This window comes from Ruegeria sp. AK4 (assembly GCF_056541025.1).
Window position 1 is genome coordinate 101,488 of sequence record NZ_JBQFXS010000002.1, and the last position, 26,919, is coordinate 128,406.

The 26,919-nt window shown below is 59.4% G+C and carries 20 protein-coding genes; 10 read left to right on the forward strand and 10 right to left on the reverse strand.

Features of this window, described 5'->3' with window-relative positions; translation table 11 throughout:
* Positions 1-307: 307 nt before the first annotated feature.
* A complete protein-coding gene (locus tag ACR0EZ_RS04465; RefSeq protein ID WP_480611399.1) occupies positions 308-583 on the forward strand; it encodes a hypothetical protein in 276 nt (91 codons plus the stop codon).
* Positions 583-921 carry a type II toxin-antitoxin system RelE/ParE family toxin gene (locus tag ACR0EZ_RS04470; RefSeq protein WP_480611401.1) on the forward strand — a complete coding sequence of 113 codons (339 nt, stop codon included), beginning with the start codon at positions 583-585 and terminating at the stop codon, positions 919-921. The genes ACR0EZ_RS04465 and ACR0EZ_RS04470 overlap by 1 nt, the downstream gene beginning before the upstream one ends.
* Here ACR0EZ_RS04470 and ACR0EZ_RS04475 read toward each other — a convergent pair.
* Complete coding sequence (locus ACR0EZ_RS04475) at positions 918-1,865, reverse strand: LysR family transcriptional regulator (protein ID WP_480611403.1); 948 nt, start codon at positions 1,863-1,865, stop codon at positions 918-920. The genes ACR0EZ_RS04470 and ACR0EZ_RS04475 overlap by 4 nt on opposite strands.
* Positions 1,866-1,960: 95 nt before the next feature.
* Here ACR0EZ_RS04475 and ACR0EZ_RS04480 point away from each other — a divergent pair, with 95 nt between their 5' ends.
* Complete coding sequence (locus tag ACR0EZ_RS04480) at positions 1,961-3,613, forward strand: ABC transporter substrate-binding protein (RefSeq protein WP_480611405.1); 1,653 nt, start codon at positions 1,961-1,963, stop codon at positions 3,611-3,613.
* A gap of 71 nt (positions 3,614-3,684) precedes the next feature.
* Here ACR0EZ_RS04480 and ACR0EZ_RS04485 read toward each other — a convergent pair whose 3' ends face one another.
* The 3 genes from ACR0EZ_RS04485 to ACR0EZ_RS04495 all read right to left on the reverse strand — a co-directional run bounded on the left by ACR0EZ_RS04485 (position 3,685) and on the right by ACR0EZ_RS04495 (position 9,314).
* On the reverse strand, positions 3,685-5,256 hold the full coding sequence (locus ACR0EZ_RS04485) for a trimethylamine methyltransferase family protein (RefSeq protein WP_480611406.1): 1,572 nt from the start codon (positions 5,254-5,256) through the stop codon (positions 3,685-3,687).
* The gene (locus tag ACR0EZ_RS04490; protein WP_480611408.1) at positions 5,253-7,316 is read right to left on the reverse strand and encodes an oxidoreductase; all 2,064 of its coding nucleotides are present in this window, start codon (positions 7,314-7,316) and stop codon (positions 5,253-5,255) included. Before ACR0EZ_RS04490 ends, ACR0EZ_RS04485 begins: the two co-directional genes overlap by 4 nt.
* A 180-nt stretch (positions 7,317-7,496) precedes the next feature.
* Positions 7,497-9,314 (reverse strand): BCCT family transporter, encoded by a 1,818-nt coding sequence (locus ACR0EZ_RS04495; RefSeq protein WP_480611410.1) that lies wholly within the window; start codon positions 9,312-9,314, stop codon positions 7,497-7,499.
* A gap of 182 nt (positions 9,315-9,496) precedes the next feature.
* Between ACR0EZ_RS04495 and ACR0EZ_RS04500 the strand changes: the two genes are divergently transcribed.
* The 4 genes from ACR0EZ_RS04500 (at position 9,497) to ACR0EZ_RS04515 (ending at position 15,817) form a co-directional block, all read left to right on the forward strand.
* Complete coding sequence (locus ACR0EZ_RS04500; protein ID WP_480611412.1) at positions 9,497-9,910, forward strand: VOC family protein; 414 nt, start codon at positions 9,497-9,499, stop codon at positions 9,908-9,910.
* A 36-nt stretch (positions 9,911-9,946) separates the two neighbouring features.
* Complete coding sequence (locus ACR0EZ_RS04505; protein WP_480611414.1) at positions 9,947-10,414, forward strand: cysteine hydrolase family protein; 468 nt, start codon at positions 9,947-9,949, stop codon at positions 10,412-10,414.
* Between the two features lie 377 nt (positions 10,415-10,791).
* Positions 10,792-11,292 carry a peptidoglycan-binding domain-containing protein gene (locus tag ACR0EZ_RS04510; protein ID WP_480611416.1) on the forward strand — a complete coding sequence of 167 codons (501 nt, stop codon included), beginning with the start codon at positions 10,792-10,794 and terminating at the stop codon, positions 11,290-11,292.
* 268 nt (positions 11,293-11,560) lie between these two features.
* On the forward strand, positions 11,561-15,817 hold the full coding sequence (locus tag ACR0EZ_RS04515) for an autotransporter domain-containing protein (RefSeq protein WP_480611418.1): 4,257 nt from the start codon (positions 11,561-11,563) through the stop codon (positions 15,815-15,817).
* A 113-nt stretch (positions 15,818-15,930) separates the two neighbouring features.
* Here the strand turns inward: ACR0EZ_RS04515 and ACR0EZ_RS04520 are convergent, their stop codons facing one another.
* The 5 genes from ACR0EZ_RS04520 to ACR0EZ_RS04540 form a co-directional block, all read right to left on the reverse strand.
* Positions 15,931-16,674 carry an outer membrane protein gene (locus tag ACR0EZ_RS04520; protein WP_480611420.1) on the reverse strand — a complete coding sequence of 248 codons (744 nt, stop codon included), beginning with the start codon at positions 16,672-16,674 and terminating at the stop codon, positions 15,931-15,933.
* Between the two features lie 73 nt (positions 16,675-16,747).
* Complete coding sequence (locus ACR0EZ_RS04525) at positions 16,748-17,983, reverse strand: DUF3179 domain-containing (seleno)protein (protein ID WP_480611422.1); 1,236 nt, start codon at positions 17,981-17,983, stop codon at positions 16,748-16,750.
* A gap of 46 nt (positions 17,984-18,029) precedes the next feature.
* A complete protein-coding gene (locus tag ACR0EZ_RS04530; protein WP_480611424.1) occupies positions 18,030-19,697 on the reverse strand; it encodes a sulfatase-like hydrolase/transferase in 1,668 nt (555 codons plus the stop codon).
* Between the two features lie 82 nt (positions 19,698-19,779).
* A complete protein-coding gene (locus tag ACR0EZ_RS04535) occupies positions 19,780-21,417 on the reverse strand; it encodes a sulfatase-like hydrolase/transferase (protein WP_480611426.1) in 1,638 nt (545 codons plus the stop codon).
* Positions 21,414-21,698 carry a hypothetical protein gene (locus tag ACR0EZ_RS04540; protein WP_480611428.1) on the reverse strand — a complete coding sequence of 95 codons (285 nt, stop codon included), beginning with the start codon at positions 21,696-21,698 and terminating at the stop codon, positions 21,414-21,416. Before ACR0EZ_RS04540 ends, ACR0EZ_RS04535 begins: the two co-directional genes overlap by 4 nt.
* A gap of 121 nt (positions 21,699-21,819) precedes the next feature.
* On the opposite strand from ACR0EZ_RS04540, the gene ACR0EZ_RS04545 reads away from it, so the two are divergent.
* Complete coding sequence (locus ACR0EZ_RS04545) at positions 21,820-23,136, forward strand: tetratricopeptide repeat protein (RefSeq protein ID WP_480611430.1); 1,317 nt, start codon at positions 21,820-21,822, stop codon at positions 23,134-23,136.
* A gap of 4 nt (positions 23,137-23,140) precedes the next feature.
* On the opposite strand, the gene ACR0EZ_RS04550 is transcribed toward ACR0EZ_RS04545, so the two are convergent.
* On the reverse strand, positions 23,141-24,028 hold the full coding sequence (locus ACR0EZ_RS04550; protein WP_480611432.1) for a LysR family transcriptional regulator: 888 nt from the start codon (positions 24,026-24,028) through the stop codon (positions 23,141-23,143).
* A 117-nt stretch (positions 24,029-24,145) separates the two neighbouring features.
* Here ACR0EZ_RS04550 and ACR0EZ_RS04555 point away from each other — a divergent pair, with 117 nt between their 5' ends.
* Both ACR0EZ_RS04555 and ACR0EZ_RS04560 read left to right on the forward strand, forming a co-directional pair.
* Positions 24,146-24,769 carry a glutathione S-transferase family protein gene (locus tag ACR0EZ_RS04555; RefSeq protein ID WP_480611434.1) on the forward strand — a complete coding sequence of 208 codons (624 nt, stop codon included), beginning with the start codon at positions 24,146-24,148 and terminating at the stop codon, positions 24,767-24,769.
* 80 nt (positions 24,770-24,849) lie between these two features.
* Positions 24,850-26,907 carry a 2Fe-2S iron-sulfur cluster-binding protein gene (locus ACR0EZ_RS04560; protein WP_480611436.1) on the forward strand — a complete coding sequence of 686 codons (2,058 nt, stop codon included), beginning with the start codon at positions 24,850-24,852 and terminating at the stop codon, positions 26,905-26,907.
* Positions 26,908-26,919 lie beyond the last annotated feature (12 nt).

A 26,919-nucleotide genomic window follows, 5' to 3' on the forward strand; every position in this document is an offset into this window, starting at 1 on the left:
ATTATCAGGAAATGGAGTTATTTTATACAGCTATAGAGTGCGCCAGTAACCAATGTAATTTTGACTTTTTTGGATTTAGGGGATTAGTATGCATGCGTTTTCAATGATGGAACTGCGAAATGCCAGTGAAGTGCAGAGCGCCGAACAACTGGTTCGGGATTTCCATGCTGAGCTTGATGCGGCAACAGAACCTCCGCGCGGACCACCATGGCACTCTGGTTATCCCGGACATCAAGGGACGAACCGGGCGATATTGCCTTGTGCCGGTTCGGCTGGTATTCTATTGGAGCACCATCGGAGAATTGCCATGACTGTTCAAAAGCAATCCGTCAGTTTCACCGAAGCGGCCTATGCCTTTGCCAAGGAACTGGTCGAGGCGGGTGAATACCCCAATGTCAGCGCGGCGGTATCCGGTGAGTTGACCAAGGCGAAGACGGCACGCGAGCGGGAGAATTCGCTGCTGGAGGCAGAGCTTGAGCGCCGCCTGTCGCTGCCGACCGGGAAATGGGAGCCGGTCGGGGATGTTTCCGACATCTCGGCCGGGGCACGGGCCTATCTGACCTCGCTCAATTCAGGAACCTGATGCGTCTGGTTCGCCACCCGTTTGTCGAACGGGATCTGATCGGGATCGCTGATCATATTGTCGATGTGACCGACGGCGATATCGCTGCCGCACAACGCCGACTGGACGAGGTGGATGCGCTGGTGCGATCGATCCTGGCGAACCCGCAGTCGGGGATGCGGCTGCAGGGGCGGCTTTCGGGGTGGCTGGTCCGTGATGGCGGTGTGGGCAATCGCCTGACCATCGTGTTCCGCCCCGAACCTGAGACGGACACGCTCTATATCGCCCTGATCGCATTCGGCGGGCGCAACTGGACCGATATTGCCGCGAAGCGACGGACCGTTCCTGTTTCAGGTTAGGACGCCATCGTCCGGTTGCCATCTGCAAAGCGGACTTGTCGTGATATCCAGTCAAACACCTTTCGGGGCCCCTGGCCCAGATTGGTCTGCCCCCAGGACATCACATACCCGGCGTCGCTGACTACGACGTCCTCGGTCACTTGAACCAGCGCCCCGGATTGAATCAGACCGTCGACCAGCCCCAGCCAGCCAAGGGCCACGCCGTCTCCGGCGATCGCAGATTGCGTGACCATGTCGTAATTGTTGAAACTGACATAGTTCTTTTTGCGCTCGCCGCTGATGCTCAGCTTCTCGAACCAGCCCTGCCAGGTCTGCCATTCTGCCGAGGGCGGCTTAGACAGGCTCAGAAGCTGGACGTTCAATAAATCGGCAGAAGATTGGATTGGCCCCGTTGTGGCTAATAGCTGAGGGCTGGCGACGGCGGCCACTTTTTCCTCGATCAGAAGCACATCGCCGGGCTTCATCCGGTCATAATGGGCGACATGGATTTGAATGTCGCAATCGTCGGCCCCTGCAACGGGCGGGGTCGGGGATGCGAGTATCTGGATCTCGATCTCATCCCCGATCTCTTCGCGCAGGACCGACAGGCGCGGCAGCAGCCAGAAGGTGGAAAACGCGAAGTCCGCCGATATGCGCACCCTCGGTTTTGACTTTCTATTCAACAAGGAACCGACGGCGAGGCCCATCTGGACCATGGCTGGCCGGACCTCGTTCAACAGCCGCACTCCTTCGATTGTCAGCGACACGCCCCGGTGTTCGCGGGTGAACAGCGTGACCCCAAGTTCGGTTTCCAGCGCCTTGATCCGCTGCGAGATCGAGGACTGCGTCAGCCCGAGCGCCTCAGCCGCGCTGGTGAAATTCTCGTGGCGCGCGACCTCGTCAAAGGCGTGCAGTGCGACCAGGTTCCGGCTGAGGCTGCGATTAATTTTGCTAATGTCATCCATAAAAATTCAACTACTGCAAATTTAATCGAATCTGTATCAAAACTTAGGCAAACGGGTACAATAAGCCCGCAAGGCCAGATTTTGGGGAGATATAAATGACGAGTCTGAGCAATTCGCAGCAGGTCCATCCTGCGGTTCACATGCATGTGGAAGAAGTTGAGAGCGGTAAGTTAAGCCGCCGGGAGTTTCTGACCCGTGCAACGGCGCTGGGTGTTTCGGCATCCGCTGCCTATTCGATGATCGGTCTGGCGCAGCCTGCGCGGGCCGCCGGAAATATCCAGCCGGGCGGGACGATCCGCATCCAGCAGGTCGTGCGCGCGCAGCTTGACCCGCCGCTTTACAACTGGCCACAGCTTGGCAACGTGGTGCGCGGTTTTCTGGAATACCTGGTCCAGTACAACGCGGACGGAACGTTCGAGCCGCGCTTGCTGGAAAGCTGGGAGGTCAATGACGACGCCACCCAATACACGCTGCGCATTCGTCCCGGTGTGAACTGGAACGACGGGCGCGGCACGCTGACGGCGCAGGACGTTGCCTATAATTTCGGGCGCTGGTGCGATGGCACCTGGGAAGGCAACTCGATGGCTGCGCGCATGGGTTCGCTGCAGAATGAGGCCGGGGATGGCCCGGCAGAAGGTTCTTTGGAAGTTGTCGACGATCTGACGCTGAGGCTGAACCTGACGCGGCCCGATATCACGATCATTCCGGCGGTCACCGAATATCCGGCTGCGATTGTGCCGGATGGCTGGTCGGGCGATCCGGCCAATGATCCTGTTGGCACCGGCCCTTATAAGCTGGTCGAATATGCGGTCGGCGAAAAGGTCGTGCTGGAAAAGAACACCGATCACGAATGGTGGGGCGAAGGCGCCTATCTGGACCGGATCGAGTTCATCGACTACGGCACCGACGGCGCGGCCCACCTGGCGGCGGCAGAGGCGGAAGAGATCGACATGACCTATGAAACGGTCGGCGAATTTGTCGAAATTTTCGAAGGTATTGGCTGGAACCAGAGCGAATCCGTCTCGGCCAATACGCTGGTGCTGCGCACCAACCGTGATGCCGAGGTGGATGGCGTTGCGCCTTATGCCGACGCAAAGGTCCGCCGGGCGCTGGCGATGGCCTGCGACAACAATGTGTTGCTGGAATTGGGCTATGCCAACCGCGGCACGATTGCGGAAAACCACCACGTTTGCCCGATCCACCCGGAATACGCCGATATCGGCGCGCCGGAACTGGATCCTGAAGGCGCGCGCGCGCTATTGGAAGAGGCGGGCATGCTGGATTTCGAGCATGAGATCATCTCGATCGACGACGACTGGCGCCGGAACACGACTGACGCTTTGGCGGCGCAGCTTCGCGACGCAGGGATCAAGGTGCGCCGGACCGTACTGCCGGGCAACACGTTCTGGAATGACTGGAACAAATACCCGTTCAGCTCGACCGACTGGGGGCACCGCCCGCTGGGCGTTCAGGTGCTGACGCTGGCCTACAAGAAAGGCGTGGCCTGGAACGAAACTGGTCTGGCCAGCGATGAGTTCGATGCGATGCTGGATGCGGCCTCGGCCATCGCCGATGCGGATACGCGGCGCGGGCATATGGAGAAGATCGAGACCTTCCTGCGCGAAGACGGCACGGTCATCCAGCCCTATTGGCGGTCGCTGTACCGGCACTCGCGCCCGGGGATCGTTGGCGCGGACAGCCATCCGATCAACGAGATCCATGTGCACAAGCTGGGTCTGGAAGGCTAAGCACCCGATTGAAATCGAAGACGGCGCGCCCCAGGGGCGCGCCGTTTTTGCGTTGTTCCTGGGGGGGTCGGTCAGCCCCGGATATTCTGCATGTCCTCTTTGCTGAGAACGATTGGAAACTCCGCGCGCACCTGAGCATCGGCAGCGCCGAAATGGTTCGGGAAATGGCTGCCCAGAATGGCATTTGCCCTTTCATGCGCCCGTTCCAGCAGATCGAGCTTGCCCTCATTTTCCCACGTGTCGGTACGGGCGCGGTCCATCAACTGGGGATAGACGAATTCGGAATTCATAAAGCCCAGCGTGTGCGGGTTGCCCAGAAAATGGCCGGGGTCGATGGCGCAGTTGTGGATGACATCCACCGCCAGCGTCTCATCCGTGACCTCGATGCCGCGCAAGGACCGCAGGATCATCCCGCCGGCCTCATTGTCGATGACCATGCTTTCGAAGCTGCAGCCCATCAGGCTGCCCAGCATGCCGCCAAACTCGCATACCCGGTTGGCCCCGGCGTGGGCGGCCAGCGAGAAGGTCAGAGCCTTTTCCAGCCCGTATTGCGCATCGGGCAGCTTGGCGTCGGTCATTCCAGCGCCGACTGAGGTCGGCAGGCCGTAGAACTGCCCCATCTGCACGGCAGCGGCCCCGATCAGGGCTTGTTCGCCACTGCCGCCCGTGAAGGACCCGCTGCGCAGATCGGTGATGAAAGGCCATGCGGAAAAGCTGACCGGGCAGCCCGGTTTGATCAGGTTGGCGATGGCGATGCAGGCCAGCGTTTCCGCCACCGCCTGCACCAGAGTTCCGGCCAGCGTTGCAGGCGCGGTTGCGCCCGCCTGCGGCGGCACGGCCAGATCGACGGTCAGGCCCAGCTTTGCGGTGTCGATCAGGATCTCCATATTCTCGCGCCCGATGCGCAGGGGCGAGACAATGGGACAGCCGCCAAACACGACCGACGGCTTTTTCAGAAACGACCCTTCGCCACCCGAAGCCAGATCGAACATGCGGATGGCAGGCGGGATATGCCTGCGGTCGCGAAACGCCATGCAGGCCGGTTTCTGGCTGGCCGACAGCATGGCGTAGACCATGTTCATGTCATGGGTGAAATCGTCGGGCACATCGGTGGCCAAAACGGTTGCGCCCAGCATGTGGATATTGTCCAGCCGGTCCACCAGCCGGGTGAAATCGTAGATGTCACGCAGCTCCGAGGGGCGGTAGGACTTTGTTTTGGCGTCAAAAGTCGTGACCGCCGTGCCCGAATTGGCGAAATAGACGCTTTGCGCGGTGCAGTGCATATCGTCCTTGCCCGCGCGGTCGCCCCGCGCGTGGACATAGTATTCACGCGCGGCACCGGCCAGCAGGTCCTCGGTTAGCGCGCGGGGAAAGCACAGGCGGTTGTGCGCGTTCAGCACCGCGCCCCTCGGCAAAACCAGATCCAGCAGTTCGGGGAAGTGATCGGCAAGGCCGGTCTGGTCCAGCACGGTCAGGGCGGCGTTGTGGATGGCCTCCATATCCGTTTGCGACAGCGGGCGATAGCGGCCACCGGCGATGCCGCCATGCACGGCCTCGTTGCCGGTCGTGGCCTGCTGCAGCGCAATGCGCGCCGCGCGGCCGCCACCGCGGCGACGGGATGTGTTTACGATGGCGTCGGTCATGTCGTCTCCTCCCGCAGATCGGTGATTTCCCGGCGGAACCAGTCCTGCTCCGCTTCCTGTTTCGGGCGCTCGAAATCGCGCGCGGCGCGGTGCCCGTCGAAGACCGCATCGGCGATCAGGCCGGGTGAGGCGGCGTCGCCGATCAACCCCAGCGTTTTTAACCCTTTGCCCTGCAACGCGTCATAGAGCGACGTGTTGCGCTGCCGTTCCGTGACCAGAACGACCGAGGCGCAATCGATCTGACTGTGCCGCCCGGAATAGGTGCAGGCCATGGTCGCATGATCCGGCGCGACGCTATGCAGCACCTGATTGCAGCGGATCTCCACGCCCAGTTCGATCAGCCGCGCCTGAATGCGGTGCTGTTCCAGCGTGTAGGCGGAAAAGGCCGATACCGTGCTGTCCGGGGTCACGAAGGTTACATCACAGCCCATTTGCGCCAGCTTTTCGGCAATCACTCCAGCCAGATAGATGTGGTCGTCATCATAGACCAGCACCGAGCCTTCGGGCTCGGACCCGGCCATGATCTCGTCAGGTGTGTAGATAAAGGCGGCCGGGTCGATCAAGGGCGGGGTACGGCGGGTGTTGCGTCCGATCCCGTCCGCCTGCCAGCGTGCGCCCGTGGCCAGAAACACGTGGTCGATGCCCAGTTCCAGCACCTGATCGGCGTCCAGCGTACTGTCGGTGAACATCTGCACATTGGCGCGCTGGCGCAGGTCGTTCAGACGGTAATCCGCGACCCGGCCCCAGGCGGTCAGCCCCGGCAGGTGGCTTTCGCGCAGGACCCGCCCGCCAAAATCCATTTCGCCTTCAGTTAAGGTCACGTCATACCCGCGCCGGGCCAGTTGCATGGCACACTCCAGACCGGCGGGGCCGCTGCCGACGACCAGTGTTTGCTGTGCCTGCCCACGAGACGCAATGCGCTCGGGGTGCCAGCCGCGCCGCCATTCTTCGCCAATCGTGGGGTTCTGGGTACAGCGGATCGGAATGCCCAGCCCGTCGGAGGCGGCGCAGATGTTGCAGCCGATGCATTCGCGGATTTCGTCAATCCGCCCCTCTTCGATCTTGCGCGGGATGAACGGGTCGGCGATCGAAGGGCGCGCGGCCCCGATCAGATCGACCACCCCCTTGCGCAACATCGACAGCATCAGATCGGGCGAGGTCAGACGCCCGACGCCCACCACCGGCTTGTTCGTAACCTGTTTGACATAGGCCAGATAGTCGTTCTGATACCCGTCCTGCGGCTGAAACCGCGTGGTGGCCGAATCGTTCGACCAGTCCGAGACATTCACGTCCCAGATATCCGGCAGGTCGGCCAGCAATTCGACCACGGCGCGGCCTTCCTCGGCGGCCTGCATGCCGTCGGGGCCGAGCATTTCGTCAATTCCAAAGCGAAAAGCCACGGCGCAGGTGTCGCCCACGGCCTCGCGGGTGTCTTCCAGCAACTCGCGGGTCAGGCGCACGCGGTTTTCCAGTGAACCGCCATATTCATCCATGCGGGTGTTCAGATGCGGCAGCAGGAAATGCTGGGCCAGAGTCATCCCGTGGCCCGCATAGACATAGATGATGTCGAACCCGGCCTCTTTCGCGCGCAGCGCGGCGTCGCGATGCCATTGCCGCAGGGCGCGGATATCTGCCTTGTCCATCGCGCGGCCCTGTTTCGGCTGTGCCGCAGTGATCGCCATCTCCGACGGGGCCAGCACCGGGGCGCGGGACAAAAGGTTGGTCGCGTGACTGCCGTTGTGGACCAGTTGCACTGCTGCCAGCGCGCCGTGTTCATGCACTGCATTGGTCATCAAGCACAGGGCCGGGATGTCGCGGGCATCCCACAGGCGACCCTCGGCAAAGGGGGCCAGGTCCGAGGTCGGGTGAATCTCGGTTTCCTGCGTGGACACCACGCCCCAGCCGCCTTCGGCCTTCATGCCGCGCAGGGCGGCTTCGGCGCGGGGGCGGACATGGCCAAGGCCGGTGCAATGAGGGACCTGATAGAAACGGTTCTTCGCAGTGACGGGACCAAGGTGGATGGGCTGGAACAGCGGTGCATAAACCTGTGCGTCGGACATGGCGCGGCCCTTCCTTAAGTTGATCCGTTGCGGTTCCTTTGAGTTTGGTCTTGTCGGCGAATTGACTGTCAGGCGGGTTTGGGATGGGGTCGCCATCGGACAGTCCAATGACATCTATCCGCCCGACATGAAGCCCACCCCGGCGGAAAGATTAAGAAAACGGCCCCAAGCCTTAATGTTTCATTCAGGGTGCGACGGGGTGTCTTCGTATTGGGACCGCCGCAGATCGTTGATCATCGCCTTGGCCAGCGACACGCACATCAGCAGCAACACCAGGCTGAAGGGCAGGGCGCCGATGATCATCGAGTTGGTCAGCGCCTCGAGCCCGCCGCCGCCCGCGATCAAAAGCGTCCCGATCACCAGTGTCAGCAGGCCGCCCCACAGGATGCGATGCGTGACGCTGGTATCTTCGGTGCCGCCGGACATGATCGTGTTCATCACCAGAATGCCCGAGTCCGCCGAGGTGACAAGGAATGTCATGGTCAGAACCACGCACATGAAGCTGATGATGGTCAGCAGATGGCCCGAGATCATCTGTTCCAGCGTCACAAACAGCGTCGCCGTGGTCGAGGCCGCAAGGATCGCCCCGTTGGCATCTCCGTTCAGTTCAAGGTCGATGGCCGAGCCGCCCAGAATGGTCATCCATGCGAAACAGACCAGCGACGGGGCGACCACCGCGCCGAAAATGAACTCGCGCACCGTGCGCCCGCGCGAGATGCGGGCCAGGAACAGGCCGACAAACGGGGAAAACGCGATCCACCACGCCCAATAGAAGGTGGTCCAGCCCGATTGCCAGTCGAACAACCGCCCCGGCGTTCCGGCATCGTAGGCGGCGGTTTTCGTGGCGTCTGACAGCGCGGCAGCTTCCCCGCTCAGGGCGGCAAGGAAACTGTCCCTGGTGCCCCAGGCATCGGTTGCGCCGGGGAACAGCTCGGCCACGAAAGGGGCGGCTTCGGGCGGCAGGGCCGATGCGAATTCGGCCTGTGTCATCGGGGTATGGGCCTGCAGGCTGAGCGGGATGAAGTTAATGATGTAATCCAGCAGGGCCTGCCCATAGGTCGTCATGGCAAAGGCAAAGGAGCCGAACAGGATAAACACGGTCAGCAGGATCAGCGACAGCACCAGATTGAGGTTCGACAGGTATTTGACCCCACGCCCGACGCCTGAAACGGCGGACAGGGTCGACATCAGCATCACCAGCGCCAGGGCCGAAATCAGGCCAGCGGTGGATGGTTTCATCGCGCTGTCTGCAGCCTCCATCAGCCAGTGCCCGCCGGTGATCAGAAAGGCCCCGTCGACAAGCTGCGATACCCCGTAGCCGATGGTCACGGCGACGCCCAGTATCGTTGCCACAACGCCCAGAATATCGATCACATGCCCCGCAATGCCGTTGGAATATTTGCCCAGCAAGGGCGTCAGGGCGGACCGGATCGTCAGCGGCATGCCGCGGGTGTAAGCGTAGTAAGCCAGGCTGAGCCCCGTCACCACGTAGATGGCCCAGGCGTGAAACCCGGTGTGCAGAAAGGTATAGCGGTAAGCGCCCTGGATTGCGTCCTCGCTTTTTGAGGCAACCTCGCCCGAGACGGTCAGGGGATTGGTCTCCCACAATCCCAGCGGCTCGGCGGTGGCGTAAACCATCAGACCGACGCCCAGCCCTGCGCCGAACATCATGGAAAACCATGAGAAATTGGAAAACTCGGGCCGTTCAACCTCGGCCCCCAGCCGCATCCGCCCGGTGGCGGGAATGACGGCGACGAGGAACAGAAAAAACGCAAACACCGCGACGGAGATGTCGTAAAAGACGTTGAACTCGGCCAGCAGGCCGGATTTCCAGGACCGCAGCGTGTCGTTGGCCGAAAGCGGCCAGACCAGCGCCCACAGAACCAGAAGTGAGACCGTGATTTTACTGACCAGAGCGATCGGCAGGCTGTAGCCTTTGTAAAACCCGGTCGACTGCCTTTCGATTTTCAGGTCTGTAAATGGCTCTTCCAGCGACATATTTCTTCCGGCCCAGCTCGGTTCCTGCGTCTTTTGCCCCAACGCCGAGCATCCGGGAAACGCCGCGCAACTGCAACCGTTTTCAGCGTGGCTCGCGTTCACTTGGGCACCGTTCCGGCTTGTCAGACGGGCCGGTTCCGGGGTTTGCTAGAGCCAGGCGCAAACAGAAAAGACGGCGGGTCATGAAACTGGAATTCCACCATATCAACTATGTGTCTGATGACGTCGAGCGGCTGCATGACTTCTATACGAATGTTCTGGGGCTGCAAGATATTCCGATTGAGAATTTCCCCCGGCCCGAGGCAACGGATGAAACGGGTTACAGCGGCAAAATCCGCTTTGCCACCGACGGGGCGATGCAGATGCATCTGGCCGAGAGGGACCTGGATGTGGCCTTTAAACACTGTGAGGCCATCAACCCGGTAGAACGCGGCCATATCGCTTTTCGGACCGACGACATCGAGGCCTTCAAGACACTGCTGGACGACAAGGGCGTGCGCTATTCGGATTACGGAACCGCCTTTGCGAAAGAATGGCACCAGATCTTCTTTCATGACCCCGAGGGCAATATCATTGAAGTTCATCAGGCCGTCTGACCCTGCAGCCGGTTCGCCAGAATAAAGGGGGGAGACATGAAACAGGCCGTGCTGGTCGTGGACGTTCAGCCCAGTTTCGACCCGCCGCACTGGCTGGTAGAACGCTGTCAGGCGCTGGCCTCGGGTATGCCGTCGGTCGCGACCGTCCACCGGTACGATGAGCAGAAGGTGCCGTTTTATCGCCAGATCGAATGGACGCCGCGCTCGGTCGATGACGGGCTGGTCGGCACGGATCACGTTGTCTACAAATTCGGATACAGGCCACCCGAGGATGTGATCTCGGTTCTTCAAAGCTGGGGCGCGGATCGCGTTCTTGTCTGTGGCATTCAGGCCGAGTGTTGCGTGCTGGCTGCGGGCTTTGCTCTGTTTGATTCCGGATTACAGCCGACCATCGTGGCGGACGCAGTTGTCGGGTCCTCGCTGGATCGCAGTGGCAAGCTGGGTGTGGATCTGTGGCGGCACCACTTCGGACAGGTGGTTGAGAAGCACTCTGACCTGTTCTGACCGCGTTAAGAGTATCGGCCGGATCAGCCGCGGAGTTTTGACCCTTTGGGTTCGGACGACCGGGGTGCGTTCGGTTCGTGATAGCAGCCGGTCGAACGCTTGCTCATGATCTCATTCGATGGGTGATACGCCGCTGACCCGATGTGAAGCACGGTGTTCCGACGCAATCACCGAAGCTGCGGATGGCCGAAAAGGACAATTGGATCGTTCCAGAGACGCACCTTCCTGACCCAAATTTATGATGAAGTTTCAAAGCGATATATTAAAATCTCGCAGTCCAGAAAAATTTAATAACAAAGATGTATGTAAAAGTGTTAATAAAGTTAACAGCTAAATTAGTGGCTTTTGAAAAGTTGTTTACGAGTGGTTAAGGTTAAATGTCGACCAAAGCTCAGATCATTCTTTATTCCGTTGTCGCGATGAGTTTGCTGGCCTGTGCCCCTCCGGGATATGAAAAAGCAGCTTTCACATCCGTTAACTGGCCATCCTCCGACCAGCCGATGTCAATTGAGCAACGTGCCGAAATCGAAGGACGCCTGCGCGCTCTGGACTATCTGAATGAGCCCGCTGACGGGTTGATCACCTCGAGCACGCGCGCTGCGATACGTTCATTCCAAAACGATATCGGAGCCCCGGCAAACGGTTATGTAAGCGCCCAGTTGCTGGACGCACTCAGGACCAACACCGCGTTTTTGTCGAACGAACAGTTGAATCTTCGCGTACAGACCCCTGCGCCTGCACCAACATCACGATCCGTTGCCTCAGCAGTGCCGGCTTCCGGCGCCGCAACGACTGAAACGGATAGCGGCGGCGAAGGCGGCAGCAGCGGCGGCAGTTCTGGCGGTGCCGGAGGCGGAGGTGGCGGAGCTTGGAATTGATCGCTTCAATCAAACCTAATTCTGCGCATTCATTATGCGGTTCTGTCTTGCCCAACTTGGCAAACGGAACCGTAGGCCCGAACTCACCTGTATTACAATCAACCGCCGGTTTCTGGACATCGCCGAAGAGCGGGTGCCGAATCTGGCCAAAACATATTGGGAAATGACGAAATTCCACGCTGATCTTTGTTGATTGGTTGGGATGTAGGGGGACAATACTATGCGAGTACGAAGTGCCAAAAGCACGATGCACGTGCTTATTGCAACCATGTTTTTTTTGCCAAGTACACTTTGGGCCGGCAGTTCAGACGTCGGTCCAGCCCACCAAAGCGTGTATGGAGGATCAATCGACTGCACGCTATGCCACGGGAGCACGACGTCGACCCCTGACAGAAACGCTCCGGAATATGGCTGGTATCTTTACCAAGGTATCGAGAACGCGGTTAATGGTGGGGGGTTTGCCTCGGGTACCCCATCTGCAATTCGGAATGCGTTTAGTGGACTGACGCTTTCTTCATCAAATAGGGACAATTCTGTCGCGCTCAAAGCATTTATTTTGGCGCTTGAACCTGAGTTTGCGCCTTCAATTAGCTCCACTAGAACGTTGACCATTTCACCGGTAGAAGGTGTTAATTCTTACACCGTCAACTTCAATTCAGGCCGGACCAACAAATACCAGACTGCTGGCAGGCTTTCTTCGATTAATGGCACTCCTTCATCGCTTGGTGAAACCCTGGCTCGGGTTGGCAGCGGCAACTCCGTAAAGGTATCATTTTCCTTGACGGAAACTGACATTCGGAAATTGAGCGGAAAAAGGTCTGAATCCTATGATGTAAAATTTGAACCGGTGAATTCCTCCGGCTTCAAGCCTTCGTCGAGCAGTTTTAGGGATCTGAATACGGTCAAAGTGAAACTCTCCAATCTTGCACCGCGCGGGACTGTCGACACGCTCAATGCAAGCAGTTCAAACGTGGACTCGAGTACGAACCAGTGGGTGCTGGACGTTTTGGTGAATGACGATGATCCAGATTCCAAAATACCGATGGGAAACACCGTTGCTCCGCCGTCGAAGCTTGGGTGCGTTGGATTTGCTAGCGGTTCTGCGGCTCTTGGTACAATTCAAGCGAACGGTGCCGGAAACCGTATACTTTACACGTTGCCTTCGCCACTCCCCGCAGGCCCTACGGCAGTCACTTTTGAATACTGCCCGATTGACAGAGAAAATCTGCAAGGTGGGACGATCACCTCGTCAATCTTGGTGCCGGGGCTCAGCAGCGCCGATGCGCCGACGGCTGTAAATGATACATTTCCTGGCACGGGCACGGCAGGTCCGATTGAAGACATTTCATTCTCGGCCTCAGTGGCCTTGAACGACTCGGTGCCACCGGGCGGCGGAACCCCAATATTCAGCGTTCTGACATCGGACACGCAAAACAAGGGTACAGTCACGATGGCACCCGACGGTCGGTTCACGTATACATCCGCCCCCAATTACAACGGCGACGACAGTTTCGTCTACCAAGTAACGAACAGCGCGGGGACAGCCCAAGGGACGGTCAACTTGACCGTCGCATCTGTCAACGATCCTCCGACTGCAAAGGTGGTTGCGCCGATCCAGGTCAATGACACTGTCAAAAGCTTGGATATCGACCTCTTGGATTCTAAATACGTGGTTGATGTCGATGGTGATCCACTCACTGTTACAGCCTCCTCGTTAGCGCCAATTGTAGAAAACTTCCGAGTGCCGAGCGAGATTATTTACGATCCCAAGACGATTGCTGTCCTAAGTAACGGAAATCGCACTCTCACTCTAAAGCCAGATCAACTGAAAGAAATGGATATCGGGGATTTTGCCGAGATAACGGTAAATTACTCGGTCAAAGATGCAGCGCTGACCGAGACTCAATCCCTCACTATCCGAATAAACGGCGTCGATAACTCTATCGGGCGGACACCCGGTTTGTATGCCAACAGTATCAGCAAGCGGTACAACAACCATTTCAAACCAGCCTCGCAACAAACCGGAGGCGCTTGTCTGACATGCCACTTGCCTGGTCGCGTAGGCGTTGACGTGGTATTCAAAAAAGATTGTGATCAGACACCTCCGGTTTTTAACGCCTACGGTTTGGCGCTTTGTCGTGACCGCACGGTCCAGCAAGGTGCGCTCACAAATCTTCCTCAGCGTATGGCAAATGCAGAGGATGTTTTTGCGCCCGAACTGAACACCCCAGCAGAAGCTTTGCAGATCAGTGAATCGGCTGTTGCCGGTGATCCTGTTGGTGCGCCTCTGACTGTTAAAGATGCGGGTAGGACCATTGGAGATAAAGACACTCAAATCGTAACCTATCTGTTTAGCCGTGGCAAAAACTCACCGCCCACCCAGATCGATACAAGCGGGAACTTCCAAATTTCCTCAACCGGGCAGATATCAGTCGCCCAAGGTGCCACATTGATGCCAGGGCGATATGATGTCGCCGTCCTACCGGTCAACGATGCAGGTCAACTTAACGGCAGCGGAAGTATTTTGCGGGGGTTGCCGGGTTTCTTCCCGGCTGAGAACCCTCCCATCGTCACGATTTTTGTAGGCGCTGCGCCCGTCGAACCACAACCGGACGTGACGTCCACCATCGCTAATCTATCGATCTCGATAGACGTTTTGGCAAATGACAAAGGCGGATCAGCAACATCGCTAGCAATACCCACTGCCGCAACAAATGGCACAGTGACGGTCAAAGGAGATTTGACTCTAACATACACGCCGAACCCTGGGTTCGTAGGGACAGATACGTTCACCTACACGGCAACAAACTCTGCCGCGACGACAAATCCCACGTTGGTGACAGTTACTGTTCTGCCCGAAGGCAGCGTCGCGGCGAGAGACGACAGGGCCGTATCGCTCTCAGGCGTTCCTCTGACCATATCCGTTTTGAAGAATGATCTGGGCGCCTTGACGTCCGGCAGCGGATTAACGTCCATCACTCTGCTTTCGGCGCCAGATGCGTCCACTGTAGGAACGATATCGGTTGTTGGCCAAACGCTGGTTTTCACTGCGTTGGACAGCTTTGTTGGAACCACAACTGCAGTTTATCGCGCCGAGAATCCCACAGGGGTTCCCTCCTCGGCGACAGTGACGATTGAAGTCCTCAAGGCTGGCACTTTCACGATTTCTTCCGCCGTACGCGATCCGGAACTGCGCCGCGTTGCGCAGAGTTTCGAGCAAAGCTGTGTGGGTGCGACGAACAAGGAATTTCTGGATACCTGCGTTAACCTGACTGCTGCAGCGCTGAACGGAGAGGATCTTGAAAACGCCATGCGTGCGCTTCGCAATGAAGAGCATTTTGCGACCGTCGACGTCGCTCAGACAATGGCGCGGGATCTGGGGCGCGGGATTTCCAACCGCATCCGCAACCTCAGAAACGGCGGTGTCCGCGGGTTCGACATCAGCGGCGTCAACGTTTCGATGTCAGGTGAGAACATCCCGACGCAGCTATTCAGTGACCTCATTCGCGGCACGCTCGGGCTGTCCCGGGATGATAGGTTGGGACATTCGCCATGGGGTTTCTTCGTGTCCGGTGACTTCTCGTTCAGTGAAAGGGATGGCACATCCAATTCGGACGGCTTTGACAGTCGGGCAGCCAATATTCTGGTCGGGCTGGACTACAGACCAACCGAGTCCAGGGCCATCGGTGCGGCGATCGGGTATACGGATGCGGACACCGACTTCTCGGATGGTGGCGGTCTGGACAGCAAGGCATTTCAGGCGTCCGTTTACGGCTACGCTGACAGTTGGATCGCGCCGGGTATCGATTTTGATGGCTATGTGACGGTCGGCACCGTGTCCTACGAAAGTGACCGGCGCATCCGGTTCCAGGCCAATGGCGTTTCGGTTGATGAAAGTGCGCAGGCCGATTTCGACGGCACTTATATCAATATCGTGCCGACGTTTTCCTATGTTCAAAGCCTCGGCAAATATGGCGATGCGCTCGAAGAGGTCACATCGGGCGCCGAACTGAGGTGGAGGATCGGGCTTGATTACCTGCGTCTGAAAACCGACGCCTACACCGAAACCGGTGGCGGAGGTCTGGCTTTGAACACGGAATCCGAGACCTACGATTCACTGCAACTTGTTTTGGGCGTGACAGCGAGCAGACCGATTTACCTGTCTCAGCAGGTTCGGGCTGAGGTCAGAGGAGGGCTGACCGCACGTGGAGAGCTTCTGGACGACACCCGATATGTCACGTCCAGTTTTGCCAATGCCGGAGTGGGCGCACCCGGTTTCACTATATCCGAGGATGGCACGAACGGGATCGGCGGAACGGTCGATCTGGGGCTGTCCGTGGATTTGTATCTTGGGCAACTGGACTTTGACTATGCCTACGATTTTGCCAGCGACGGGTTCAGTTCGCACGCGCTGTCAATCGGGTATCAGAAAAGCTTCAGTGACCGAAGCGACGTGAGCCTTGGGGTGCAACAGAACTTTACGGATTCGTTCGATCTGCAAGGCCAGTACAACTTGAGGTTCTAGCGATTTGGTGGCTTTGCTGGACACTCCGCTTGAACCGGGCGAACGGGGTGTTTGGCTGGTGACTGCACCCGTTGGTGCTGTGTTAAGTCAATCGCATCCGGTCCACTGCTCTCCTAGAACCGGTAGGTGGCCCCGATAACCGGGCCTGACTGATCGAATTTGAAGTCGTTGCCGTCTATTTCGTGATCGAATGAGATATAGCGATAGCCGCCCCGGATCAGCCACCGCTCGTTGATCGCGTAGTCCGCGGTCAGCAACACCTGCCAGGTTTCGCTGTCACCGCTGAAGCCGCCGTAATCCACGAAGCCGGTGCCGGACCATCTGTCAGACAAAACGACCCGCGCCCTAAGGCCGATCACCGGATCGGTCCAGCTTTCATCCACGGAAACCGACCGGCCGGGTGCTGTCCCGGGCAGAACGTCAAAATCCGTCTCGGTTCTGAACCAGCGGAACCCGGCGGCCACGTCCACATTGGTTGTCGGCGTCTGATACACCCGGTAGCCGAGATACCCGCTGAAGAATTGGGTGGTCAGGGACGTTCTGATCCCGGAACTCGCCGGGCCGGGCGTGTCGTTGCTGAACGAAAGGTCCGTGTAATTGTAATCGGCCAACAGGGACCAGCGCCCGTTGGAGGCCGAAAACGCGCCCATGAAGGCCAGATCAAGGTTCTCCAGTGCGTCGGAGAAGCTGAGCGTGCCGTCCAACGTGCCCATCGGGGTGGCCAGCGAGACATCAGTTTCCGGCGTGAACAGGTAGACAGTCGCCTCGTAAGACCAATCGGACTGCTGGGCCAGGGCCGTGCTGGCGGCCATTGAGAGAAGCGCCGCTGCGATGCTTCCTTTTGTTGTCCAAGCCATTCTGTCCCTCCCGCTCGTTATCTGGTCGTCTCTGTCTTGGCCGCAAACGCAAATTGTCTTTGAAGTTTATCCTTCACGCTGCGGCCTCCGTGGCACCGGCGCTGATGCGGTTGATGTCGGTGTTGGGAAAAAACTCGGCCCAGACATGCCAGAACACGCCCGCGCGCAGGGTTTCGACGCGCTGAAGCTGCCCCTGATCCGAGTGCCCCCAGAAATCGCAGCGGGTGACTGGCTGGCCGCTGTCATTGTACCAGACGCCAAGGCTTTCATATTTTGGGTCCAGGCTGACAACCACATCGCGCCCGCCGACATTGGCATTCACGACCCAGTCGTTTTCGACAATGAAATCATCCGTCCAGCAGGCGGCATCTTGGCCGATGGTGATGCCCCAGACATAGGTTTTGTTCGGCAGGCGATCATCGGACCGGTCCATATTGTCCATCACCGGGGCGTCTTCCTGATGCTGGCGGCCGATGCCCCAGCCAAATGTGATCTCGGTTATCATGTCCAGCAGGCGCAGCAGGGGGTTTGACGAGGGTTTGTTCAGAAACACCTCGCCATCGGGATAGGCCTTGCGGAACCCCCGGAAGGTCATCCGAAAAGTGGGCCAGGGTGTCATCTGCGCTTCGGGGCGCAGCGGGCAGGCGGGGCCGTCGGTATCGGGCGCGCGGTCCGCCTCGCGGAAGCCATAGATGTGCTGGATCGGCTCGCCGGTTTCGTTGTCGCGCAGGATCAGGTTGTTGCCGTGCTGGGCCAGAACTTCCAGGTTCAGGCGCTTGCCTTCGATCCTTGGGGAATAGCCCTGGCCCAGATTGGCCATCGCGCAATAGGTCATGACAACGTCTTCGCCGCCCAAGCCATCCGCATCCCCGGCCAGATGCGGGCGCATGATCTGGGCATCCGGGTGGGCGCGGGCATGGCCGTTGTTTTCCATCACGATGACCGGCGCGGTGGGGCCGACATATTTCTGCGCTTCGTCTAACGGGAAAAACTGCGCGTCATTAAGCTGGTTCCGAAGGCCCAGATGCACCCAGACGTAAGGGAACCCGTACAGAAATAGAACCAGAATGGCCGCCGTCAGCCACAGCCAGAACGGTCCGCCGCCCAACAGAAAATGCGCCAGCGTGGCCACTGCAAAAGCGCCAAGGCCAACCCCGATCAGGCGGTATTCGTTGCGGATGAACCGCACCATATTCTCGCGCTTCACCTTCAGCAGCATTTGCGAGACATCGCCCAGATCGCGGAAATAGACGAACCCGATGCCCAGCGAAACGATCAGTCCCAGTGCGAAGAATATGCTTCCAACCATGCTGTGATCCTCGAATTCGGTGGTGTCCTGCGCGCAGCGCCTTGGGTTATTGCTGCGGTGCACCCCGTTTGGTCATGAACGCCTCGACCGCTTGCTGCGTCTCGGGGCGGATGTTTTCGATCCCTTCATAAGGCATGCCATAGGCGGGTGGAGTATCCGGGTACTTCTCTTTCCGCGCTTTGTGGCGGCCCAGAATGCGTACGAATTCCTGCCCGCCCCAGGATCCGACTTCGGTTGAAACCGAATATTCTTCGCGGGTGTCGCGATAAAGATCGAAGAATTTTGCCAATATTGCGCTTTCGCCCGGCCCCGGCAGTTTCAGCTTGAGCTGATCTTTAACGATCGCCTCGGGTTTGGCGACCGAGTAGATGATCACGTGATCGCGCCGCGCCTTGGATTCATCCGCAAACAGCAGTGCCGCCGACTGGTCCACGCCATCGACCAGACGATCCCTTGGGATGAACCCATCCGCCCCGGCAAAGCGCGAGAGCGTGGTGTACAGGTCCGAGACGTGAATGATACTGTTCAGCAGCCCGTCGGCCTCGATCATGCCGGGCCAGCGGATGAAGGCATCGACCCGCACGCCGCCCTCGGTCGTGTCGCCTTTGCCGCCTGCGTAAATCAACGGGGTAAACCCGGATTGCGGCGCGTATTTGGTGAAATGCCCGTTGTCGCCCATCACGACAACGATGGTGTTGTCGCTGAGGCCAAGTTCATTCATGCGCGCAAACAAATCGCCCAGCCACTGATCCAATAGCTGCATCTTGTCCACATAAAGCCCGCCATTGGCACTTTCCGGCCCGTCCCGCCCGGCGCGGGTGTTGTCCAGCGGGATCATTGGCCAGTATTGCAGGAAGAACGGTTCGTTACCGGCTGCAAGGCGCTCCAGTTCCTCAAGCGTTTTGTCCTGAAAGGCCTGGTTCATCTCGTCATATTTGGCGGCATTCCAGCGCTCGCCGGATTCCATGCGGATTTCGCGGATCGGGCCGCCGGTCTCGCCTTCGATCACCGTCATCATTGCCGAGGCATCCGGCCTGAACCAACCGTCCAAAGTGTATTTGTCGTCGTAATCCCGGATCGCGACCGAGACCTGCTCCCTGATCGCATCGTCGTTGAAGATCGTCAGTTGCCCCTGCTGGTGGATGGCGTGCTGCGCGTAATCAAAGCCCTGATTCATCGCCCAGCTTTCGGCGATATCCCCCATGTGCCACTTGCCGACATGGCTGGTGGCATAGCCTGCCTGTTTCAGAACCTCGGCCAGCGTGACCTCGGCATCGGGCAGGCCGAAGCCCGCGATGTCGACGGTGGTGTCACCCATCCCCATCCGCACGGGCAGGCGGCCGGTCATTTGCGCCACCCGCGTCGGCGTGCACGAGGGTTCGGTATACATCCGAACCATACGCAGCGCCTGATCCGAGAAATCGTTGATGTTGGGCGTCTGGTAGCCCCGGACCGCATTGAGCTCGGGTATGCCCATATCGCCAAAGCCCATATCGTCGATCAGAACGCTGACGATGTTGGGCGGATTGCCGTCATTGCCATCGCGAAAGGCGGCTAGTGCGGCGTCAACGTCTGCGTCGTCCTGCGCCCATTGCTCGGCGTGTTGCGCCTGCAGAATGTAGAACTCTGCATCGTGTTGGATCGGGTTGTCCTGTGCGTATGCATCAGGCACCGCGATGCCCGCACACAAAACCAAATGCCATGGTCGTTTCATACCGTATCCCCCAGGTCTGAAATTTCGTGCATCATTCGAATTATAACATCATTATATTCAAACAATTAGTGAAATTCCCATTTTATTGCCAACTCATGAAAGTATCCCGTGCCAACTGGGATTCCGGGCGCAGATTTTCGATGCCTTCATAGGGCACGCCCTTGCCGATCTCAGTGTGCGGGTACTTGGCGATCATCTTTTGATGGCGCTTGATCATGTCCTGAAAGGACGCCCCGGCCCAGAGCGAGTAGCCGACCAGAGGATGTTTCTCGCGCGGGTCGCGATAGATGTTATAGGTCGGGGCCGCAGCGCCGGGTTGTCCGGGCGCGGGCAGGTGCATCTTGAATTCTTGCTTGACGACCGACCGCAACACCGGGCCTTCGTAGACATAGACATAATCGCGCCGCCCGTTGCCTTCGCCGTTCAGCAACAGGGCTGTCTGGTCGACGCCGTCAATGACCCGATCGCGCGGGATGTGATCCGTTGCCCCGGCGATCCGCGCCAGGGTGGTGTAGATATCGGACACGTGGAAGATGTCGCCTGCGGCGCTGTCGGGTTCGATCACGCCGGGCCAGCGGATGAAGGCATCGGTGCGCACGCCGCCCTCCAGATGCTGGGTCTTGCCGCCGCGATAGATCAGCTGGTTCAGGCCCGATGTGCCTTCGTAGTGATACATCAACCCGTTATCGGCCATCAGGACCACGATTGTATTGTCCGCCTGACCGGTATCCTCGAGCTTGGCCAGAAGGTCGCCGATCCATCCGTCCAGCAATTGCAGCTTGTCGGCGTGGAACCCGCCATTGCCCGAGATCGCCTGATCCGGATAGACGAAGTTCAGCGGATAAAGCGGCCAGTATTGCAGAAAGAACGGGGCCTCTTCCGCGGCAACCCGTTCCAGCTGCTCCAGCGCCTGCCGCTGATAACGCGCGTTCATGTCTTCGTATTTGGCCTGTGTCCAGACCTCTCCGGCGGCCATGTCCACCTCGCGCGCTTGCCCTCCGGCCTCGGCCTCGACACCTGTTACAAGGCCGTAGGGCTTGAAGCGCTCGTCCATCAGAAACTGATCGCTTTGGCCTTCGGGCACATAGCCCAGCATGGTGTTCGAGCGCATCGCCTCGGGGGTCATGAGGCTCAGCTGAACTTGTTGGTGCAGCGGAAAGGCGGCCCAGTCGAAGCCCTGATTGTGGGGGTAGGCTTCCTCGATATCGCCCTGATGCCACTTGCCGACATGGACGGTGTTGTAGCCCACCTGTTTCAGGATTTCGGGCAATGTCACTTCGCTGGCGGGCAGGCCCTCGCCCACCAGAGCGACTTTGACCTCTTCCACACCGGCCCGGATCGGGTGCCGCCCAGTCAGCATGGCGGTGCGGGTCGGGGTACAGGACGGCTCGGTATACATCCGCATCAGCGACAGGCCTTCGGTGGCCAGTTGGTTGATGCTGGGCGTTTCGATGCCCATGACATAATTCAACTTGCGGCTGCCCATCTGACCGAAGCTGACGTCATCAATCAGAATGTAGAGGATGTTGGGCGGCTTTCCGTCATTGGCCGCGCGGATGTCAGCCAGCCTGGCTTCGATTTCAATGTCTTGTGCGTCCCAGGCCTCGCCGTACTGCGCGCGCAGGAACTCAAACTCTCCGTCATGAATGATCGGGTTGTCCTGAGCATATGCGGACCCGGTTCCGATCATCAGCATTGGCAAAATATGTCTAAGTCTCATGGTAACCCCCCCCAAATCGTCGGCCCATTAATCCCCAAGTCAGCGCGGTGCGCCTGCAGCCGGGCATCAATACTGCCGCGCAAATCCGTAAGGCTTTCTGCCAGATCCGCCAGATACCGCATCTGTGGCACCGTCTGCGGTTTTGGCGGTGGTGCCAGTTCGGCAAATACCGCCTTGTAGTCCTGACACATCCGTTCGAACTCGCTGTCCCTGGCCCGCAAGTGCCGCAGAAGCGGAACCGCCCCCGGAAACTGTGACTCAAAGAATTCGTCATCGGTCATGGCCTGCGCTTTTTGCAGTTTTGCCCGCCAAGCCTGCATCCATCAGAATATGTGTTGAACGTTTATCGCCGCATGCTACCGTAGCATCAGGGTGCCAAGTCCTTCATGTGAATGGATAGTTTTGACGGCCACGACACATACCCACGCACAGCCCGCCGCGCAGGTCTTCTCATCGGATCAGATTCGCGCAGCGCTGGAAAAGGTCCTGAACTCGGATGAGTTCAAGGGCTCGGCCCGGATGCGCGCGTTTCTGACCTATGTCGTGACCGAGGCGCTTGCGGGGCGGTCTGACGAGATACGCGCGAAGACCATCGCGATGGATGTGTATGGCTATGATGCGGATGACATTTCGAAACGCGAAGGCGTTATCCGCGTGGATGCGGGCCGGGTCCGGCGGAAACTGGATGCCTATTACGACGGGAAGGGTGCCGCCGAGGATTTGGTGATCTCACTGCCTGTGGGCAGCTACGCGCCGGAGTTTTTGCCAAAGGGCGGTCACACCAAGACCACAATGAATAAGTGGATGGTCGTCGCCGCAGGTCTGGCGCTTGTTGTTGTCGGGGCAATCGGTGGGGTTCTGATCGGTCGCACTGTACCGCCCGAAGACCCCGAAAGCGGGATAACAGCCATCTTCGATGTGTCCCCCGCGCGGGTCGAGGCGATGAACCTTGCCGATGCCGGGCGGGACCTGATCTTTCCCGTCACCGATCTGGCACGGCTTCAGCCCGCCTTGCTGATGTTCCAGACGGCGGTCGAGCGGGACCCGCTTTATTTCGGTGGTCATGCCGGTGTTGCACAGGTCGAAACCATGCTCGCCATTCTGCAATCGGGATTGCCCGTGTCAGCCGAGTTGATGCAGTCGGCGGACCGGAACAGCGCGTACGCGCTGGAACTGGCACCGGACGCGCCGTGGTCGCTTGCTGCGCGCGCCTGGTTCGAGTTCGGGGTGGGCAACCATGACAGCGCGGTGTCTTTGTCCCGGCGCGCGGTCGATCTGGCGCCTGACGACCCGCATATTGCCGAATTCGACGCGCTGATCTCGCTGTACACATCGAATTTCGAGCGGGTTCTGGCCCAATCCGAGCATTATGGGAAACTGGCCCGGGGCAGTGGCCGGCTGGTGTTCGACAACGCGGTAGGGGCGGCCCGGTTCCACACCGGGGATGACCCGGCCGCGATCCGAACATTCGAAAAGACGATTTCCGATGGTGGCCCGTTTGGCCCGATCTCGGCCGCTTACCTGATGGCGGCGCATTGGCGAAACGGCGAACAGGCCGAGGCGCGCCGCCTTGCGCGGGTCTACATGGACACCTGGCCGGACTTTCCAATCGCGGCGGTGAAGTCCCGCGTGTTTGCCGATCCGCAGCCGGTACAGGAACTGATTGAGGCAATGAAAGCTGCGGGATGGTCCGGTCCCGGAGAAGGGGATGAGGGGTGAGCCGCTATTTGTGCCTCAGCTCAGCCACCAGATGATCAATCAGCGCCCGTATCCGCGCGGTCAGGTGGCGGTTCGGCGGATAGGCCGCGTAGAGCCCCACCACATTGGCCTCTTGCGCCTGAAACAGCAGCTGCAGGCTACCTGCGTCCAGAAACGGTTGCGCGGTGTAAAGCGGCACGCGGCCCACGCCCAGACCATCGGCGGCCATATTGGCCACGGCGCGGGGCGAGTTGGCGCGGAAATTTCCTGCCACTGTGATGGTGTATGTGCCGTCCGGCCCCCTGAATCCCCACTGATCCACATTGTTGCCGGTGGCTTGCAGCAGGCAGTTGTGCCCGGTCAAATCCGCCGGGGTTTCGGGTGTACTGAACCGGGCCAGATACTCAGGTGAGGCACAGTAGACGATCCGCATATCCGTCAGTTTGCGGGCCACTAGGGTCGAATCCTTCAGAGCGCCGAAGCGGATCGCCAGATCGAACCCTTCATCCACCAACGAGACATGGTGGTCCGACAAATGCAGTTCGACCGAGACCTTTGGATGCGCCTCCTGAAAGGGTTTCAGCAGATGCACCAGTTGGGCCGAGCCATAGCCCGTGGGGGCGGTGATCCGAATGCGGCCCGCCAGATCGGCCTGCTTTTGCTGCACTAGCCCCTCCAACTCGTCGAACTGTTCCAGCAGGGGCAGGCAGCGTTCGAAATAGGATTTGCCAGTATCGGTCAGGGTGACGCTGCGCGTGGTGCGATGGAAGAGCTGCGCGTTCAGCCGTTCCTCTAGCTGACCGACATATTTGCTGGCAAGCTTGGTGCTGATCCCAACCTGCCGCGCCCCTTCGGTGAACGAGGCATGGGCGGCCACGGCGGCAAAGGTGCGCATTCCGGTGATCGTGTCCATTATCTACACATTGTTCATAGTCATTGAATGAAATGGTATATTATCGCCGGTATCTGGGCAAGCTAAGTTGGGATCCAGTGAAAGACCGACCTCCACACTTGCAAAGGGAACCAACAGATGTCCAACGCCATCCGCATTCACAGTTTTCCGCTGTCCGGCCACGCGCACCGCGCTGTCCTGTTCGCCAACCTGGCCGGGATCGACCATCAGGTGATCAATGTCGATCTGACCGGCGGCGCGCATAAACAGGACGATTTTCTGGCCCTGAACCCGGCCGGGCAGGTGCCCGTTCTGGAAGACGGCGACGTGGTCGTGTCCGACAGCAACGCGATCCTCGTCTATCTGGCCCGGAAATACGCGCCGGCCTATCTGCCAAGCGATCCGGTGCTCGAGGCCGAGGTTCAGAAATTCCTGACCCTCGCCGCCGGAGAGATCACCTTTGGCCCCGCCGCCGCCCGGCTGATCAATGTGTTCAACGCGCCGCTGGACAAGGCGTTTACGCATACGACGGCGGCCAAAGTGCTGGGCAAGCTCGAGGCGCATCTGAACGGGCGCGACTGGCTTGTGGGGGACGCGCCGACCATCGCCGATGTCGCAATCTACAGCTACACGGCCCACGCGCCCGAAGGCGACGTGTCGCTTGAGCCCTATCCGAATGTCCGCCGCCTGCTGGCCAATATCGAAGCGTTGGACGGCTTTGTTCCGATGCCCAAAACCGCAGCCGGCCTGAATGCCGCCTGACACCATCGAAGAGATCGTTAAACACTGACCAGCCGCAAGGTCGCGGCTGGCACATTCCCTTTTGCCGCAAGAGGCCCGCCATGAACGCGCCGATACCGAAAGACATCTCAGTATTTCACAAGGGTGAACAGGCGATGCAAAGCCGGGTCGGTAAGCGCTCGGATATGGAAAAGCTGGGCCGCGCGGTCATTCGCCCCTTCATGCCCGACCAGCACCGCGCGTTTTTCGAGCAAATTCCGTTCATCGTTCTGGGCAGCGTGGATGAGGAGGGCTGGCCGTGGGCCTCGATGTTGCCGGGCAAGCCGGGTTTCATAGGCGCGCCGACCGACAGGCGGTTGACCGTGAATGCAATTCCCGCTGCGGACGATCCGCTTGGGGCCGCGCTCAAAGCCGGGGCCCCGATTGGTGCGCTGGGGATCGAACTGCCCACGCGACGGCGCAATCGGGTGAACGCGATTGTGGGCGAAGTGACAGAGACGGGGTTTGCGCTGGATGTCGTGCAGTCTTTTGGCAATTGCCCGCAATACATTCAGACCCACGATATTCGGTTTATCCGTGACCCTCACGCGCGGCAGCCCGCGCGGACCGAGCGGTTGGCGCAATTGGACAAGGCCGCGCAAAAAGCCATTGCCACCGCCAATTCGTTTTATGTTGCAAGCCACGCCCATACACCCGCGCAAGCCTTTGCCAGCGGGGTCGATGTCTCGCATCGCGGCGGGCGCTCGGGTTTTGTCAAAGTGGACGGCAACAGCCTGCTGGTCCCGGATTTTGCCGGAAACAACTTCTTCAACACGCTGGGAAATTTTCTTCTGACCCCCCGCGCCGGGCTATTGTTTCCCGACTACCAGACCGGTGATCTGCTGATGCTGACAGGAACGGTCGAGGTGCTGGATGAAAACCACCCCGATTTTGCCGCGTTTCACGGCGCGGATCGGGGATGGCGGTTCGAACTGGACCACGGGTTGCGCCTGATCGACGCTTTGCCGTTTCGCGGCGAGTTGCAGGATTATTCGCCCAACAGCCTGATGGCCGATGATTGGCAAAGTTCCGAGGCGCGCGTGCAGGCTGAAAAGCGGCAATCCGCGTGGCGGTCGGTTCGTGTTGCTGCAATTCAGGATGAAAGCGAGACCATCCGGTCTTTCACCTTCGAGCCCACGGACGATCTGCCGCTGCCATCCTTCGAACCGGGCCAGTTCCTGACCATCCGGGTGCAGCCCGACGGCCACCCGCCTTTGACCCGGACCTATACCGTTTCCTCGGCTCCGGGCGATGACGGATATCGCATCTCGGTCAAGCGTGAGCCCGAAGGTGTTGTTTCGAACCATGTGCATGAAAGGCTTGCGGTTGGGGGCCGCATTGAGGTCAAAGCGCCGAAGGGGCGGTTTGTTCTCGACGCAAGTTCCGCGCGGCCTGCCGTCATGATCGCCGGTGGTGTCGGGATCACCCCGATGATCTCGATGGTGCGCCATGTGCTGAACGATCCGCAGAACCTGCGACCGCTGACGGTGTTCTACGCCGCGCAAACAACCGGCCAGCGTGCCTTTCACGGCGAGCTGAACCGGGCGGAGGAGCTTAGTGAGGGCCGCATCCGTTATCTTTCTGTCATTGGACAGCCAGAAGCGGGCGACCGACAAGGCGTGGATTTCTATGAAAAAGGGCGTATCAGCCCGGAATTGATCCGTCAGACGCTGGCCTTGGATGATTACGATTTCTACCTCTGCGGTCCGCCCGGGTTCATGCAAGCGGTCTATGACATGTTGCTGGGGCTTGGGGTGCGGGACGCCCGGATTTTCGCCGAAAGCTTTGGCCCGGCCGCGCTGAAGCGGCGCTTGGAGAGCGAGACACAGAAATTCGTGCCCGAGCCCGAGGCGCAATCGGCGACGGTAACATTCGCGGCCTCCGGCAAGGTCGCGCAATGGAAAGCAGGCGGCGCCACGCTGTTGGAAGTGGCCGAGGCACAGGGCCTGAACCCGCCGTTTTCCTGCCGGGGCGGGTCCTGTGGCAGCTGTCTGACGCGCCGGATCGCGGGAAAGGTTGCGTATCGGACACAACCTACAGCGGACCATTCCAAGGATGACGTTCTGCTGTGCTGCGCCGTTCCCGCCGAAGGGACCGATGATTTGAAACTCGACCTCTGAGACCCTTCAAAA

What these genes read in the sequence shown, in the direction of transcription:
- ACR0EZ_RS04465 (WP_480611399.1), top strand. Translation starts at nt 308, where the DNA reads ATGACTGTTCAAAAGCAATCCGTCAGTTTCACCGAAGCGGCCTATGCC.
- ACR0EZ_RS04470 (WP_480611401.1), top strand. Translation starts at nt 583, where the DNA reads ATGCGTCTGGTTCGCCACCCGTTTGTCGAACGGGATCTGATCGGGATC.
- ACR0EZ_RS04475 (WP_480611403.1), bottom strand. Translation starts at nt 1,865, where the DNA reads ATGGATGACATTAGCAAAATTAATCGCAGCCTCAGCCGGAACCTGGTC.
- ACR0EZ_RS04480 (WP_480611405.1), top strand. Translation starts at nt 1,961, where the DNA reads ATGACGAGTCTGAGCAATTCGCAGCAGGTCCATCCTGCGGTTCACATG.
- ACR0EZ_RS04485 (WP_480611406.1), bottom strand. Translation starts at nt 5,256, where the DNA reads ATGACCGACGCCATCGTAAACACATCCCGTCGCCGCGGTGGCGGCCGC.
- ACR0EZ_RS04490 (WP_480611408.1), bottom strand. Translation starts at nt 7,316, where the DNA reads ATGTCCGACGCACAGGTTTATGCACCGCTGTTCCAGCCCATCCACCTT.
- ACR0EZ_RS04495 (WP_480611410.1), bottom strand. Translation starts at nt 9,314, where the DNA reads ATGTCGCTGGAAGAGCCATTTACAGACCTGAAAATCGAAAGGCAGTCG.
- ACR0EZ_RS04500 (WP_480611412.1), top strand. Translation starts at nt 9,497, where the DNA reads ATGAAACTGGAATTCCACCATATCAACTATGTGTCTGATGACGTCGAG.
- ACR0EZ_RS04505 (WP_480611414.1), top strand. Translation starts at nt 9,947, where the DNA reads ATGAAACAGGCCGTGCTGGTCGTGGACGTTCAGCCCAGTTTCGACCCG.
- ACR0EZ_RS04510 (WP_480611416.1), top strand. Translation starts at nt 10,792, where the DNA reads ATGTCGACCAAAGCTCAGATCATTCTTTATTCCGTTGTCGCGATGAGT.
- ACR0EZ_RS04515 (WP_480611418.1), top strand. Translation starts at nt 11,561, where the DNA reads ATGTTTTTTTTGCCAAGTACACTTTGGGCCGGCAGTTCAGACGTCGGT.
- ACR0EZ_RS04520 (WP_480611420.1), bottom strand. Translation starts at nt 16,674, where the DNA reads ATGGCTTGGACAACAAAAGGAAGCATCGCAGCGGCGCTTCTCTCAATG.
- ACR0EZ_RS04525 (WP_480611422.1), bottom strand. Translation starts at nt 17,983, where the DNA reads ATGGTTGGAAGCATATTCTTCGCACTGGGACTGATCGTTTCGCTGGGC.
- ACR0EZ_RS04530 (WP_480611424.1), bottom strand. Translation starts at nt 19,697, where the DNA reads ATGAAACGACCATGGCATTTGGTTTTGTGTGCGGGCATCGCGGTGCCT.
- ACR0EZ_RS04535 (WP_480611426.1), bottom strand. Translation starts at nt 21,417, where the DNA reads ATGAGACTTAGACATATTTTGCCAATGCTGATGATCGGAACCGGGTCC.
- ACR0EZ_RS04540 (WP_480611428.1), bottom strand. Translation starts at nt 21,698, where the DNA reads ATGACCGATGACGAATTCTTTGAGTCACAGTTTCCGGGGGCGGTTCCG.
- ACR0EZ_RS04550 (WP_480611432.1), bottom strand. Translation starts at nt 24,028, where the DNA reads ATGGACACGATCACCGGAATGCGCACCTTTGCCGCCGTGGCCGCCCAT.
- ACR0EZ_RS04555 (WP_480611434.1), top strand. Translation starts at nt 24,146, where the DNA reads ATGTCCAACGCCATCCGCATTCACAGTTTTCCGCTGTCCGGCCACGCG.
- ACR0EZ_RS04560 (WP_480611436.1), top strand. Translation starts at nt 24,850, where the DNA reads ATGAACGCGCCGATACCGAAAGACATCTCAGTATTTCACAAGGGTGAA.